This is a genomic window from Chryseobacterium sp. LAM-KRS1, assembly GCF_013184525.1.
Taxonomy (GTDB): domain Bacteria; phylum Bacteroidota; class Bacteroidia; order Flavobacteriales; family Weeksellaceae; genus Chryseobacterium; species Chryseobacterium proteolyticum.
Map to the genome: position 1 here is coordinate 207,421 of NZ_JAAOIZ010000002.1, position 15,646 is coordinate 223,066.

Consider the following 15,646-nt stretch of genomic DNA (forward strand, 5'->3'; position numbering starts at 1 on the left):
TCTTTTAAAAAAACACTAAAATAACAACATAAAATACTAACAAACAATATTTTAAGCTAATAATTTATAGTTATTCTAAAATAAAAGCAGCTCTTGTAGAGCTGCTTTTATTGTATCGGCACCAACAACATATTATTTATTCTTTTGCTTTATGGTGTTGGAAGCCTTTTATTATTTTATTTTTTTCGCCATGTAATCACTTTCATTTCCCAGCCGGTCAATTGCTTTAATGGCAATTGCATTTAAAGTTTTTCCATACTTATATTTAGGAATATCTTTTGACAGTGTGTCTAAAGTCAGAATTTCAATTTCCCAAACGCCATTATATTGCTTAAATAATGCCCACTGAAATACATCTTTCAGATTTTTATTACTCCAGCTTGCCTGGGCAAAACTTCCGTTATCGGCCACAAACAATGTTGGGGTTGCGAGAGGAGCAGCTTTAATCCATGGACTTTTAGGCACCAAAGCTTTTTCTTTATAGGGCCCGTTTCTCAGGGTGCTTAACATCGAAGGATTTCTCGTAAGCCCTGCAATGCTCCAATGGATTTCACCGGCATCACCTTTCAGAATCTGTCTGGAAAGTTCTATCTGGTTTTTAATCTCGGAAGGACGATCAGAAGTCCTGATTTCCACTGTATTTAATCCCGGCCATAGGTGGCGTTTCATTGTATTTTCAGATTCCCACCAATTCAGCAAAGCTTCAAAACCCTGCCCTTTAGAATCAATAGGCCAGTACAGTTGGGGAGAAAAATAGTCTACCCATCCTTTATTTAACCATAATTTAGCATCAGCATACAATTCGTCATATTGGGAAGATCCTGTAATTCCTGCAGGATAACCCGGTTTCCAGATCCCGAACGGGCTGATTCCGAATTTTACATAATTTTTTTCCGCATGAACTTCTTTGTAAATCCTTTCAACAAATTTATTGACATTATCTCTTCTCCAATCTGCCCGGGATAAAGTTCCTCCACTGCTTACATATGCATTCCAAGTAGCGTTATCAGGGAAATCACCTCCTTTATTATAAGTTGCATAAGGATAAAAATAGTCATCAAAATGCACCGCATCTATATCATATCTCTGCACGATATCCTTTACCACATTAGAAACATGTCCCTGTGTTTTAGGATTCGCAGGATCAAACCAATACATCCCGTTTTTTAGTCTTACCACAATGTCAGAAAGCTTATTGGCCATAGAAAGGCTGTTCACAGCTCCTCCGTTTGTATGATGGGCACGGTAAGGATTAAGCCAGACATGAAGCTCCAGACCTCTTTTGTGGGACTCTTCAATCCAGAACTGCAACGGATCATAATTGGGATAAGGGGATCTCCCGGTCTCTCCTGTCAGAAAATAAGACCAAGGTTCAATAGAACTGGTGTATAATGCATCCGCAGAGGGACGTACCTGAAATATTACAGCATTAAAATTGTTATCTTTCAGCATATCCAGCATACTGATGGCTTCGGCCTTTTGCTGATCAATAGATAAATCGTTTCTTGAAGGCCAGTTGATATTCGCAACACTGGCAATCCATGCACCCCTGAATTCCCTGTTAATAGCCGGAAGATTAACTTTAAAAACCTCATCGGCTGGTGGTACAGGAACTGGTTTAGTATTAGCCACAGGAGGCTTTGAAATATTTTTAACGGGATTGGCTGTATTTGGATTTCTGGTTGGTTTTACCGTATTATTCTGAACGGTACGGGAACTTCCACAAGATGCCAGTACCCCCAGCAATATGATCAATTTTAAATTACTAACTTTCATAGGGTGCAAAACTACATTAAATTATTTTTTTAGTTTTTTAAAAATATTATAATAAATTGAATTAATTCAACTTTTATATATAAAAAAAGCCTCGAAAATCGAGGCTTTCACTTATATTGAATTTCATTATGCTTTCGCAGATCTTTCCAGTCTTTTTCTTTCTTCTTCAGAAAGTACTTTCTTTCTCATTCTGATGAAGTTTGGAGTTACCTCGATTGCTTCATCACCCTGGATATATTCCATACATTCTTCTAATGAGAATAAGATTTTCGGAGCAACACCAGTATCTTTATCTTTTCCAGAAGCTCTCATGTTGTTCAACTGTTTTGCTTCTACGATGTTTACAACTAAATCTCCTGGTTTGTTTTGTTCACCAATGATCATACCTGCATAGATTTCCTCACCCGGATCAACAAAGAACTTACCTCTATCCTGAAGTTTAGCAATAGAATATTCAGTAGCCGGACCTTGAGTTTTGCTGATCAATACACCATTGTTTCTTCCAGGAATAGCACCTTTAAATGGCTTATATTCTGTAAAACGGTGTGCCATAATAGCTTCACCAGCTGTAGCAGTTAACATTTGAGAACGCAATCCTATCAAACCTCTTGAAGGAATCTCAAATTCCATATGTTGCATTTCTCCTTTAGTTTCCATAATGTGAAGATCCCCTTTTCTTTGAGTTGCCAAATCGATAACTCTTGAAGCATATTCTTCAGGAACATCAACAACCAATGATTCATAAGGCTCACATTTTTCACCGTCAATTTCTCTTAAGATAACTTGTGGCTGACCGATTGTCATTTCATAACCTTCTCTTCTCATTGTTTCGATCAAAACTGACAAGTGAAGAATACCTCTACCGAAAACAAGGAATGTATTGGCATCATCAGTCTGCTGAACTCTTAATGCTAAGTTTTTCTCCAATTCTTTCGTTAATCTTTCTTTCAGGTGATTTGAAGTAACATATTTACCGTCTTTTCCGAAGAAAGGTGAATTGTTAATAGAGAACGTCATGTTCAAAGTAGGCTCATCAATTGCAGTTCTTGGTAATGGTTCAGGATTTTCCATATCCACAAAAGAATCACCAATCTGGAAAGAGTCGAAACCTACTACAGCACAGATATCTCCAGCTTGTACTTCAGTTACTTTTTTCTTTCCTAAACCTTCAAAAACGTATAATTCTTTTACTTTTCCTTTTACAATTTTACCATCAGCCTGAGCAAGACCAATCCACTGAGATTCTTTAATCTCACCTCTTGTTACTTTTCCGATTGCAATTCTTCCCAGGAAAGAAGAATAATCAAGAGAAGTAATTTGCATTTGAAGATTACCTTCAGATACTTTTGGAGCAGGAACATATTGTAAGATACCATCTAATAATGGTAAAATATCTTCCGTTTGCTCTAGTGAAGTATTGAACCAACCTTGTTTTGAAGATCCATAGAAGGTTGGGAAATCCAATTGCTCTTCAGTAGCTTCCAGGTTGAAGAATAAATCAAATACCTGATCATGTACTTCATCCGGACGACAGTTTGGTTTGTCTACTTTATTGATAACCACTAGTGGTCTTAACCCTAATTCCAATGCTTTTTGCAATACGAATCTTGTTTGTGGCATAGGCCCTTCGAAAGCATCAACTAACAAAATTACACCATCTGCCATTTTAAGAACTCTCTCTACTTCACCACCAAAATCGGCGTGACCAGGAGTATCGATTACGTTAATTTTAACGTCTTTATAAGTAACAGAAATATTTTTAGATAAAATGGTAATCCCTCTTTCTCTTTCAAGATCGTTATTATCCATTATTAATTCTCCACTTTCCTGATTTTCTCTGAAAATGTTTGTAGCATGAATAATCTTGTCAACCAAAGTCGTCTTCCCGTGGTCAACGTGTGCGATAATCGCAATATTTCTAATGTTTTGCATGAATGATTTTTACGGGTGCAAAAATAGTGTTTTTTAATTAATTAATCAGTATGATTATACATTATTTAACAAATTCATAATGAGAAAGTTAAAATAAATCACATGGCAATGGGCTCCCTGGCTCCTTATTCCAAAGCACACATATACCTGACCATCCAGCTGTTAGGCGTTAATTACATCATACCTTCATCTGTATTTTCTAAAAAAATAAACCAATACCATCTGAATAACAAGAACCGCACAAAATCTTAATAAAAAAGATTTTTTCGAAATTTTATGTCTAAAGATAAAAATTCCGAATATTCCTCCTACACTGCCGCCAAACAGGGCCAATGCCAAAAGTGTGTTTTCAGAAATCCTTCTTTGATGCATTTTAGCCTTTCGTTTATCGATTCCGAATATAAAAAAGCACACGAGATTAATAGCCAATAAATAATACATCATATCCTGCAAATGTACGATCCTTGTAAAAAATAAGGCATAGTAATTAAAATTTAACCACTATGCCTCATCTTATATTTGATCAGAAATTATAAATTAACCGTGCTTTCCTTCTCTTATTTCCTCAACCATCTTAGCATTAAATGCTGGCAAATCTTTCGGTGTTCTGCTTGTTACAAGACCATTATCCACTACAACTTCTTTATCTTCCCACAAAGCTCCTGCATTTTTTAGATCTTCGCTTATCGAATTCACAGAGGTCATATTTTTTCCGTCTACAACTTTTGCGTTGATCAGGATTTGTGGCCCGTGGCAAATCGCCGCAACGGGTTTTTTCTGCTGAAAAAAATCTTGTACAAAATGGAGTGCTTTGTCATTAGTTCTTAACTGATCGGGATTGATCACCCCTCCAGGTAATACCAGTGCATCATAATCAGAAGCATTTGCTTCATTAAGATTTTTGTCCACAGTGTATTCTTTACCCCAGTCTTTTTCGGCCCATGCTTTTATGGTTCCGGAATCGGGGCTTACAATATGCGCAGTCCAACCTTGTTGTTCCAAAAATTCTTTTGGTGATTGTAACTCACTTTCTTCAAAACCATGGGTTGCCAGAATTGCAATTTTTTTCGACATAATATTAAAATTTTTGGTGTTATTAATTAAGAAGAAGAAAAAATGATGCCGAGCCCGTGTTATCAATTACTAAAAAAAGTTAAACATAAAAAAAGAGCTGCTTAATAGCAGCTCCCTATTTAATATATCTAACAAATTATTTTTTTGCTTTCACATTAACGCCGATCTCAATGTCTTTACTAATCATCCATTCAGCAGGGTCTGCTTCGGAAGTTCCGAATTTAATTCCCCAATCAGCTCTGTTTACAGTAAATTTAGCATCTATAGAAGCGGAATTAGCTGTTGCTTCTACTTTGGCTGGGAAAGTTACATTCATTGTTTTTCCCAATAGCGTAAGATTACCGCTTATTGTTTTATTTGCACCTGCCACAGCATCTTTAGGAGCTTCTTTGAGATCCGCTACACTTGTAATTTTAAAATCTGAAACCGGATTCTTCTCTACATTAAAGAAGTCAGGAGTTTTTAAATGCGTTACCAGATCTTCTGGCTTCTTGTCCTTTTCAGTTACTGAAGCAGGATCCACTTTAATAGAAGTCATGTCGATAACAAAATTTCCTGCAGAAACCTGATTTCCTTCAACACTAAGGTCACCTGATTTTACATTAAGAGTTCCCCAACGTGGAGCAAAACCTCCTTTATGGTAAGCTTTCCAGTTAACAACAGAAGCTACTGTATCTACGGCAAGCACTTCTCCTTTGCTCTCAGCAACAGCCTGTTCCTGGCCAGCAGCCGAAGCCTCCGCTGATTTCTCTTTAGTACATGATGCCATAAGCAATCCTACTCCTACTAACGCGATAACACTAATTTTTTTCATATTTTATTTTTTTAAAAAGTTTTTGAACTGATCAGGATCGATTCCTTAATTCTGAAATTCAAAAGTAGAAAAACCTTATTACTTATTCTCTTATCATACATCAAGAAATTAAGTTTCTATTTTCAGATATCCATCATAAAGTCCTAAAACCATACAAATATGTAAGGTGTAAGATATTTCACTCACCATATAAATTGCCTATTTTAGCAGTCTAAAATTTAGAATGAATACAACCGGCTATATACAACAAGCGCTTAATATACCTGAAAAAAGCATTACGAATACCTTACAATTATTGTCAGAAGACTGTACTATTCCTTTCATCTCACGATATCGAAAAGATACGACCGGAAATCTGGATGAATTGCAGATTGAACAAATTTCAAAACTCAGCAAGCAGTTTGATGAAATCATTAAAAGAAAGGAATCGATCCTCAAATCCATTGAGGAGCAAAACTCTTTAACGTCTGAACTTCAGCAAAGAATCCAGGATAGTTTCGACATACAGGAACTTGAAGATCTTTATCTTCCGTATAAAAAACGAAAAAAAACGAAAGCCGATGCTGCGAAGGAAAAGGGACTTGAACCTCTGGCTAAAATCATTATGAGCCAGAAATCCCATGATCTGGATTCTGTAGTTTCCCGGTATATGAACGATTTAGTTTCTTCTCCGGAGGAAGCTTTGCAGGGAGCACGGGATATCATGGCTGAATGGATCAATGAAAATATGTATGTCCGCAAAAATCTCCGTCGTTTATTTCAACGCAAAGCAGTTATATCTTCTAAAGTTGTTAAAGCCAAAAAGGAAGAGGAAGGTGCACAAAAATTTTCTCAGTATTTTGAATGGGAAGAAAGCCTTGGCAGAACACCCTCCCATCGACTTTTGGCTATGCTACGAGCAGAATCTGAAGGTTTTGTAAAAGTAAATATAGGAATTGATAAAGAAGAGGCAATCGATTTTATTGAAAATGCCATCATTAAATCTAAAAATGAAAGTAGTGAACAAATTGCCCTGGCGATAAAAGACAGCTATAAAAGGTTACTGGAACCCGCCATTTCCAATGAAACGCTACAGGAAGCAAAAGAAAAGGCAGATAAAAAAGCGATCGAGATTTTTTCTGAAAATTTAACCCAGCTATTATTAGCTCCTCCTTTAGGAGAAAAAAGAATATTAGCAATAGACCCCGGATACAAAAGCGGGTGTAAAGTGGTATGCCTTGATGAAAAAGGAGACCTTCTGCACAACGAAACCATTTATCCGCATGCACCTCAGAATGAATCGGGAATGGCAATGAAAAAGATACGCTCGATGGTTAACGCCTATAATATTGAAGCTATTTCAATAGGAAACGGAACAGCAAGCCGTGAAACAGAGTTCTTTATTAAAAAAATTGCATTTGACAAACCGTTGCAGGTTTTTGTTGTTTCAGAAGCCGGAGCATCTGTTTATTCTGCAAGTAAGATTGCCAGAGAAGAGTTCCCCAGCTATGATGTGACAGTACGTGGTGCTGTTTCCATTGGCAGAAGGCTTGCAGACCCATTAGCTGAACTCGTTAAAATTGATGCTAAGTCCATTGGTGTTGGACAATATCAGCATGATGTAGACCAGACTCAATTGAAAAACGAACTGGATTCTACGGTTATGAAATGTGTAAACTCCGTAGGGATCAATCTGAACACAGCCAGCAAATCACTTTTAAGCTATGTTTCCGGAATTGGTGAGAAAATGGCAGAAAATATTGTCAATTACCGCGCGGAAAACGGAGCTTTTGAAGACAGGAAACAATTGAAAAAAGTTCCCAGATTAGGAGAAAAAGCTTTTCAGCAGGCAGCGGCATTTATAAGAATAAGCAACGGAAAAAATGCATTGGATAATTCAGCGGTGCATCCGGAAGCATACGGTATCGTTGAAAAAATGGCCAAAGACCTGGGAATAAAGCTGAATGAACTTATAGCTAACAAAGAGAAAATTGCATTAATCCAGCCGGAAAAATATATTAGCGAAGAAATTGGTATCCTTGGGATCCGGGACATTTTAAAAGAGCTTGAAAAACCGGGATTGGATCCCAGAAAGGCAGCCAAAATTTTTGAATTTGACCCCAATGTGAAAAGTGTAAAAGACCTGAAAATAGGAATGATCCTTCCGGGAATCGTTAATAATATTACAGCCTTTGGATGTTTTGTTGACCTGGGGATTAAGGAAAGTGGATTAGTCCATATTTCTCAGCTCAAGGACGGTTTTGTTTCAGATGTGAATGAGGTAGTGAAACTGCATCAGCATGTTCAGGTAAAAGTAACAGAAGTAGACGAGGTAAGAAAGAGAATTCAGCTGAGCATGATCTTATAAAGGATTTAATTTGAAAATCTCGGAAATTAAAGAAAGAAAAGTCATTCATCGGCCGACTCGTTATTTTGACGAGTCCGGTCAAAGAATTTATCATGCATACGAGTATCATTTACCTTATAATCCAGGTTATAAAGGAAACGAGACCGAAAGACTTTTTGCCAAGTGGATAGATATGCTTCCTTTTGGTTTAATTTTCTACTTTCTCCTTCATAAAGTAATTGTTATCAGCATTCTGCTTTCCATACCCTGTGTTATCATTGCAGGAACCATAACGGAATGGTCTTGGGGAACAACTTTAGGCAAGAAAATATTTAAAATTAAAGTCCTGGATGATTACGGAAACTATCCCGGATTTTTAAAATCATTCCAAAGAAATCTTTTATGCCTTGCTAACTTTTCCCCTGTCTTCTCCGAACACACGACCAGAACAATTGCCATGGGAAGGCGAACCGGAACGCGGATGAATTTCAGCATGCATATGAACAACACGATCTGTAAGACCTATATTGTAAAAGAAAGCAAAATTCCGGAAATCAGGGATCTCCTGAAATATCAGGGTGATCAGAACCTTTTATTGTAAAAGCTTTTTTTAAATAAAAAACCGCCCCAGTGTTGTGGCGGTTTCATTTGTTTATTTATAATCCTTTGAATCTCTTCTCGGCTGCTTTGCTTCAGGCCATTTTACAACCTCCCCTTTTTCATCTTGCGGCATTACCCTTCTCTCTCTGCTGGTAAACTCAGGATCTTCAGATGCCATATAAGCTAAGGTAGCTGTTAAAATCACATTATTTTTAAGTTCATCAAAAACGATCTTATCATATGTATCTTTCGTTGTATGCCAGGTATATCCAAAATATCCCCAGTTCAATGAACTTAATGAGAATCCCGGTACACCCGCTGCCACAAACGATGCATGATCAGATCCACCTCCTCCCGGCATTCCCGGAAAATCGGTTTTAATATTATCACGTACATTTTTAGGAACTGCATTCAGCCATTTCCCGATATAATCATATGATTTCAGAAATCCCTGTCCTCCGATATTTACTACTCGGCCAGTTCCATTATCCTGGTTGAAAACAGCCTGAGTTCCTTTCATAATTTCCGGATTATCAGCAACAAATCCTCTCGATCCGTTCAATCCCTGCTCCTCGCTTCCCCAAAGTCCGATTACAATCGTCCTTTTATTATTAGGGTAGTATTTTTTAAGAATCCTCATGGTCTCAAGCATGGTAAGTGTGCCGGTTCCATTATCCGTAGCACCCTGCGCTCCATCCCATGAATCCAGGTGTGCAGAAAGAATAACATATTCATTGGGTTTTTCCTTTCCTTTGATCATTCCTATCGTGTTGAAGCTTTTAGCTTCAGGAAGTATTTTTGACTGGGCCTCAAGCTTTATTTTGGGTTTAGCCCCCTTTTCTGCCATTCTGTACAACATGCCATAATCTTCCACATCAATATCAATCATGGGAATTTTAGATGTTTTCGCTCCGAATATTCTGTTTGCTCCCATAATTCCTGTCCAGTTGGAAATCGCAATCCCTGCTGCTCCCGCTTTTTCCAGAGCTTCCGGAAGTGTATTATTGTCATATCCTATATTCTTTACATAATCACGGAAATCTTTGGAAGCTTGTTCTTTTTCCGCCTTTAGCTTTTCATATAATTCCGGAGTAGCGAATTCTTTGATCTGATCATCAGAACGTCCGATTTTCTGATACTGCGCGATCAATACCATTTTACCTTTTACAGAAGGCAACCACTGATCAAATTCGGCCTTGGAAGATACCTTTGGAAGTACTATAACCTCAGCTTCAATTGCCTTCTTAGTTGCAGGGCTCCATGCAAGTTGTGTGGCAGATAATGATTTCACACGGGGATATACCATATCTACATGGGTAATTCCTCTCTGCCACCCTTTCCAGGTTCCAAATTGCTGAAGGTTTGCATCTACTCCCCATGAGCGAAGTGTTTTAGCTGTCCATTCATTGGCGGCAAGCATTTCCGGAGTTCCTACCAAACGGGGTCCGATACCATCAAGCAGCTCATAGGCCATATTTTCGAGTTGAGAATTATTATTGGCTTCATTCACAAAACTTTCCACAATAGGATTAAGCTTTTCCTGAGATTTTGCGGGAGCCTGTGCCCAAGAAAACTGCGTTGCCAGAACAACTGCCGGCATTGCAAAAAACGTATTTATCTTCATAGCATTATTGATTGGAATAAAGATATAGATTTCAGCGAAAATTGAAAAGAAAAGGAGAACTAAATAAAAGAATAAAAGCCTTTATAGGAAAATAATTAAGAAATTAAATGGATAACAATTAAAAAAACAGCTTAAAACAACAGTTTAATTTTTTTTTCAAAATTTGTTACTTTTCATTAATAAAAGCCTGCTCCTCAGCAGAAAGTATGATAGCATCTTCTTTCTCCTCTTTTACCGGAACATTTTCCCAGATGTTTTTACTGAAGTCTACTCTGTACGAAAGTCCCTCCTTATTTGACTTTTCAAAAGTATTGTAAATAATTTCTCTGCTGAATTTTCTTTCATGCTTCTTTCCCTGGTAAAAAGCAGAGTATTTTTCACCTTTAAGTCTTACCAAGGCGGGCAGATACATTCCGTCTCTTTTATAAAAATCAAAAGTAAGCGAAGCATCCCCTAATTGGTAATCATACTCTATTCCTCCTGCCATTTTTCTTCTGATTGGCGGATAATTTGTCTGTAGATAATTGACTTCAAAATAAGTAATCACTTTATCAGCCTTGTTATACTTAAGCTCTCCTATGAGCTCAATACCCGTACCGGATTTAACCTTAAAAGTCATCAGCTGCTCATCCCCTTCTTCAGAGATTATTTTCCCTGAATATTTTGAGTTAATACTATTAATATGATTAAGTGTACGGTTCAGTTCGAAGCTAAGAAAGTAATTTCCCATATACTCATGAGAAAATTCATTACTCCCCGGCGAAAAAATACTGTCTGACTTTAAATTTTTCAGGTATTTTACATTATTCAGCTGCATCTGGAGAATCTTGTCATAATTTTTACGAATTCCGTCATTATAATTGTAATGGTTACTTTTGCTCCATAATTTAGCTTCCGTAATAACTAAAAAGCAAAGTTCATCATTATCTGATCTTTTTTCTTTGAATACCACATTATACAAGGAAGGCTCATTATAATATCTTTTTTCATAATTCTTTCTTATATCATTAAAAAGTTTTTTTATATCTATACTTACCATTTTTACCTCTTCAATATTTTTGAATGAAGGTTTCAATTTGATAAAAGAATTAAAACCAGATACTTTTCTTTTCTGATATCCGAAAGCTGATACTTCAAAGTTTCCTGCGTTCTGCCCAAGTGGAGCATAGCCGTCTTCATTGGTGTAAACAACCTGATTATTAAGAACAATCCTCGCATGAAATATGGCTTTCCCGTTTTCTGAATCTATGACTTTTACTTTTTGCGCGGAAAAAAGACCAAAAAAAAGAATCAAATATAAATAAGAATGCTTCATATGACGGGTGATTAATGTAAAACAACTAACTACACAAATATACCCACAAAGGGAAATAAGACAATACCTTAATGAAATTTAGTACTATTTAGCTTCTATTTTCAAAATTCTCTAAAACAAAGAGATTGAATATCTGAAAGCAGGATCCATAGAAAAATCCCGGCACAAAAAAAGCCAGCTTAAAAAGCTGGCTTTTAGGAAATTTATTTTTTTGATTCCTCAACAGAAACTTTTCTGAAATCTTTGAACAATTTGCTAAGTTCTAAAGCTGATTTACGAGCTCTTGTTCCAGCTGCCTTGTTTCCTTTTTCAGCTTGTTGGTTTGCTTCAGTTGCGAATGCTTCAAATTCCGCGTTGATTTTTTCAATTAGTTCTTTCATTTATTTTAAAATTTAGGGTGCAAATATAGGTTTTATGGTGATTCCAGCCTAACTGTGATGAAAAAAGTTTACAAAAATTTGAAAAAAAATAATCCTTTATAATGTCCAATATAAATTCAAATTTTAGAAGGCGGGTGAAATTTTTAATTTAAAGCTAAATTTTTTCCAATATCCTTTTTAAATTAAGGCTTTATCACATAAAAAATTCAAGGACCATACATCATTAATACTGTATAAAATTGCAAAGCATTTTTCAATAGGAAAAGAAGCGGAATCTCAATTTTATAATAAGAGTACACAGTTCTTTTTATCTGTTTTTATGTACCTTCGTTTTTTATAAATTATCTGCCTGTCCCAACCATGGAGCTGCCAAAAGAATATATATTACGGAATACCCATATCAGCACGCTTTCAGTTTATGAACTTTTAAAGCATACTTCAACGGCAAAATTCATGGAAGAAAAAAACTTCCATGATATTGAACCTGTTGCCCTGGAGATTAATTCGGGGGTTTTTACGAAATCTGTTTCGACAATAGGATTTCCTAATATTTCCGTAAGCCAGATAGGTTCTTCAATTGTAACGGCATGCTCTTGTGAGCAATACGGAGAAAAACTTTGTGAGCATCAGGCAGAGATTATTTATTGTATTCTTGAACAGAAAAATTACAGAATATTCTACGATGCCAATCTAAGACAAAGGACATTGGTTTCACATGCTAAAAGTTTCGGGTTGGAAAATGAACCTGACCTTGACACTTATTTCCAGTTGGAATTACAGAACGGAAAACTCAACATTCGATCCAGGATAAAGGAACTTCTGCAGATAGATGAACCAGGCTTTAAACAAAATCTGCTTCCTACGAGGCAATCTGTTTTAAAGGAACTTGCTATGCAAGAGACTGAGAGAAAAAGAATATTGGTTATTGGCAAGCACCGGTATTATAATCATCTCAATTTTTCATTAATGGAAGCTGATACTACCCAAAGCGGTAAGATCAAAAATCCGTTGACCCCTATTCATCCTATGCAACTCGTCTGGAAAGCGGATCAACCTGCTGAGATCAAATTCTATACGGCAATCGCTTCTTTTCAGAATAAATTTAATGAAGAAGCGGACGCAACGGAAACGGAAGCCCTGAAGTTAATTATCCGGAATCCACAGGGACTTGATACTTATTACCACGATCATACTATTTCAGAAGCCATTTCTTCCAAATCCCTGATTCCCGTAAAGCTCAATCTGCTGAAAGCCGAAATTCTGCTTACAGTTTTTAAAAAAGAGCCTTTTTATGAGATTACGGGAGAATTACTATTTAATGATATTTCTCTTTCTTTCAAAAATGTAATAATCCGCCATGATTGTTTTATCTATCATCAGAATACATTGAATCTCATTGACAATCCTGATCTTCTTAGGGTGATCAGATTTTTTAAGTCCAATAATGAGATTCTGCTGATTCATGCATCAAAGTATGAAAACTTTTTACATACTGTTTTATCTCCATTAGAGACTCATGTCCAAATCAATTACAGCTACATTCGTACTGCCAGTCCGGTACAGCTTCAGGAAAAGGATTTCCAAATGGAAAAGATCATTTATCTTCACCAGGAAGGCAAGTATATCTCCATCACACCCGTAATGAAATACGGATCCGTAGAGGTGGCAGTATACTCACGGAAGCAATTATATGATACGGATCAGAATGGAAATCTGTTTAAAATTGAACGCAATTACGAAGCTGAAACAGCACTTACATCCATTGTCATGATACAGCATGAGGATTTTCAGGACCAACTGGAGGGACATGAATATTTCTACTTGTACAAAGATAAATTTCTGGATGCCGATTGGTTTTTAAGAACTTTTGAAACATGGAGAAATGAAGGGATAACCATCCTTGGATTTAATGAACTCAAAAATAACAAACTGAACCCTCACTCTGCGAAAATCAACATCCAGGTGACAAGTGGTATCGACTGGTTCAATGCTAAACTAAGTGTGCGTTTCGGAGGTAAAGAAGCTTCTTTGAAACAGGTACACCGGGCGCTTCGTAATAAAACAAAGTTTATACAACTGGATGATGGCACCCAGGGAATTTTACCTGATGAATGGATAAAGAAGATCGACAGGTATTTTCAGATTGGTGATATGGACGGAGAGTTGCTTAAAATTCCAAAAGTTAGCTATTCGGAGGTTTCGGATTGGTTTGAAAAAGAGGTTTTATCAAAAGAGGTACAGACTGAAATTCATTCTTACTCCAAGCAATTCTCTGTGCTGAAAAAAGCACCTGAAATTCCCGTTCCTGCAGGATTGAGAACTACCCTACGAGATTATCAGAAAGAAGGCCTCAATTGGCTGGGGTTACTCGACCATTATAATTTCGGCGGCTGTCTTGCCGATGATATGGGATTAGGAAAAACTATACAGATCCTCGCATTTATTCTATATCGAAAAGAGAAATATCATTCCGGAACCCACCTGATCATCGTTCCTACTTCCCTGTTGTTCAACTGGCAGGAAGAGATTGAAAAATTTGCTCCTTCTCTTAAGGTATTGATGCATTATGGTCCGGACAGGGAAAAATCAACAAACCGTTTCCAGGATTATGACATTATATTGACAAGTTATGGAATGCTCCTTTCGGACATCCGTTTTCTTAAAACATTTCATTTTGATTATATTTTCCTTGATGAATCACAAACAATTAAAAACCCCAATTCAGAAAAATATAAAGCTGCACGTCTCTTACAAGCCAGAAACAGAATTGTTATTACAGGAACGCCTGTTGAGAACAACACCTTTGATCTGTATGGTCAGCTTTCATTCGCCTCACCCGGATTATTGGGGAGCAAACAATATTTTAAAGATACGTATGCCATTCCCATCGATAAGTTTGAATACAGCAAACGTACTATTGAACTTCAACAAAAAATAAATCCTTTTATTTTAAGAAGAACAAAAAAGCAGGTTGCCAAAGAACTTCCCGAAAAAACAGAAATGGTAATCTACTGTGAAATGGATGCAGAGCAACGTAAAATCTATGACCTTTATGAGCGTGAATTACGCGATTTCATATCCGCTTCCACGGATGATGAAACACTAAAAAACAGCATGCATGTTTTGACAGGTCTTACTAAACTCCGTCAGATATGCAATTCTCCTGTATTACTTAAAGAAGGCTACTCAGGCGATCACGCTGTAAAGATCCAATTATTAACGGAACAGATTGAAAATAAATCAAAAGAACACAAAATCCTTGTATTTTCACAATTTGTAGGAATGCTGGACCTCATCAAAAAAGAACTTGAAAATAAAGATATTCCCTTCGAGTATCTTACAGGACAGACCAGGGACAGAGGTACCAAAGTTCATAGATTTCAGACCGATGACAATGTGAGGGTATTCCTCATCAGCTTGAAAGCTGGTGGTGTAGGACTCAACCTTACAGAAGCTGATTATGTATATCTGGTAGACCCATGGTGGAATCCGGCTGCCGAAAACCAGGCTATTGACAGGAGTTACAGAATAGGGCAGACAAAACATGTAGTAGCCGTCCGTATGGTTTGCACCCATACGATTGAAGAAAAAATACTGAATCTCCAGAAAAAGAAAAGTAAACTGGCCCAAGGACTGATAAAAACAGAAGAATCAAAATTACAAGGCTTCAGTAAAGCAGATTTGCTGGAAATTTTAGAATAGTCTGAAGGCATTTTCTTCAACCTCCTTTCTAATTTTACACAATACACATCGCCTGCAATATCTGTCATCAGGTTTTCGTATCTTTGATTTTTATAATTTTTAA

The 15,646-nt window shown here is 36.8% G+C and carries 11 protein-coding genes; 3 read left to right on the plus strand and 8 right to left on the minus strand.

What is annotated here, in order from left to right:
* Positions 1-171: 171 nt before the first annotated feature.
* The 5 genes from G9C87_RS04875 to G9C87_RS04895 form a co-directional block, all read right to left on the minus strand.
* The gene (locus tag G9C87_RS04875) at positions 172-1,776 is read right to left on the minus strand and encodes a glycoside hydrolase family 10 protein (RefSeq protein ID WP_172278722.1); all 1,605 of its coding nucleotides are present in this window, start codon (positions 1,774-1,776) and stop codon (positions 172-174) included.
* Between the two features lie 126 nt (positions 1,777-1,902).
* Complete coding sequence (gene typA, locus G9C87_RS04880) at positions 1,903-3,708, minus strand: translational GTPase TypA (RefSeq protein WP_172278724.1); 1,806 nt, start codon at positions 3,706-3,708, stop codon at positions 1,903-1,905.
* Between the two features lie 186 nt (positions 3,709-3,894).
* Entirely contained in the window at positions 3,895-4,152 is a 258-nt protein-coding gene (locus tag G9C87_RS04885; RefSeq protein ID WP_317168530.1) for a DUF1294 domain-containing protein, read from the minus strand.
* A 93-nt stretch (positions 4,153-4,245) separates the two neighbouring features.
* The gene (locus G9C87_RS04890; RefSeq protein ID WP_172278727.1) at positions 4,246-4,782 is read right to left on the minus strand and encodes a type 1 glutamine amidotransferase domain-containing protein; all 537 of its coding nucleotides are present in this window, start codon (positions 4,780-4,782) and stop codon (positions 4,246-4,248) included.
* A 136-nt stretch (positions 4,783-4,918) separates the two neighbouring features.
* A complete protein-coding gene (locus G9C87_RS04895) occupies positions 4,919-5,596 on the minus strand; it encodes a YceI family protein (protein WP_172278729.1) in 678 nt (225 codons plus the stop codon).
* Positions 5,597-5,819: 223 nt separating this feature from the next.
* On the opposite strand from G9C87_RS04895, the gene G9C87_RS04900 reads away from it, so the two are divergent.
* On the plus strand, positions 5,820-7,943 hold the full coding sequence (locus tag G9C87_RS04900; protein WP_172278731.1) for a Tex family protein: 2,124 nt from the start codon (positions 5,820-5,822) through the stop codon (positions 7,941-7,943).
* 10 nt (positions 7,944-7,953) lie between these two features.
* Positions 7,954-8,523, plus strand: coding sequence for an RDD family protein (locus G9C87_RS04905; RefSeq protein WP_172278733.1), 570 nt, complete (start codon positions 7,954-7,956; stop codon positions 8,521-8,523).
* A gap of 51 nt (positions 8,524-8,574) precedes the next feature.
* Here G9C87_RS04905 and G9C87_RS04910 read toward each other — a convergent pair whose 3' ends face one another.
* The 3 genes from G9C87_RS04910 to G9C87_RS04920 all read right to left on the minus strand — a co-directional run bounded on the left by G9C87_RS04910 (position 8,575) and on the right by G9C87_RS04920 (position 11,841).
* Positions 8,575-10,146, minus strand: coding sequence for a M20/M25/M40 family metallo-hydrolase (locus G9C87_RS04910; protein ID WP_172278735.1), 1,572 nt, complete (start codon positions 10,144-10,146; stop codon positions 8,575-8,577).
* 166 nt (positions 10,147-10,312) lie between these two features.
* A complete protein-coding gene (locus G9C87_RS04915) occupies positions 10,313-11,461 on the minus strand; it encodes a hypothetical protein (RefSeq protein WP_172278737.1) in 1,149 nt (382 codons plus the stop codon).
* Between the two features lie 203 nt (positions 11,462-11,664).
* Positions 11,665-11,841: a histone H1 gene (locus tag G9C87_RS04920; RefSeq protein ID WP_089026768.1), complete on the minus strand. Its 177-nt coding sequence runs from the start codon at positions 11,839-11,841 to the stop codon at positions 11,665-11,667.
* Between the two features lie 360 nt (positions 11,842-12,201).
* On the opposite strand from G9C87_RS04920, the gene G9C87_RS04925 reads away from it, so the two are divergent.
* The gene (locus tag G9C87_RS04925; RefSeq protein ID WP_172278739.1) at positions 12,202-15,543 is read left to right on the plus strand and encodes a DEAD/DEAH box helicase; all 3,342 of its coding nucleotides are present in this window, start codon (positions 12,202-12,204) and stop codon (positions 15,541-15,543) included.
* The last annotated feature ends 103 nt before the right edge of the window (positions 15,544-15,646 follow it).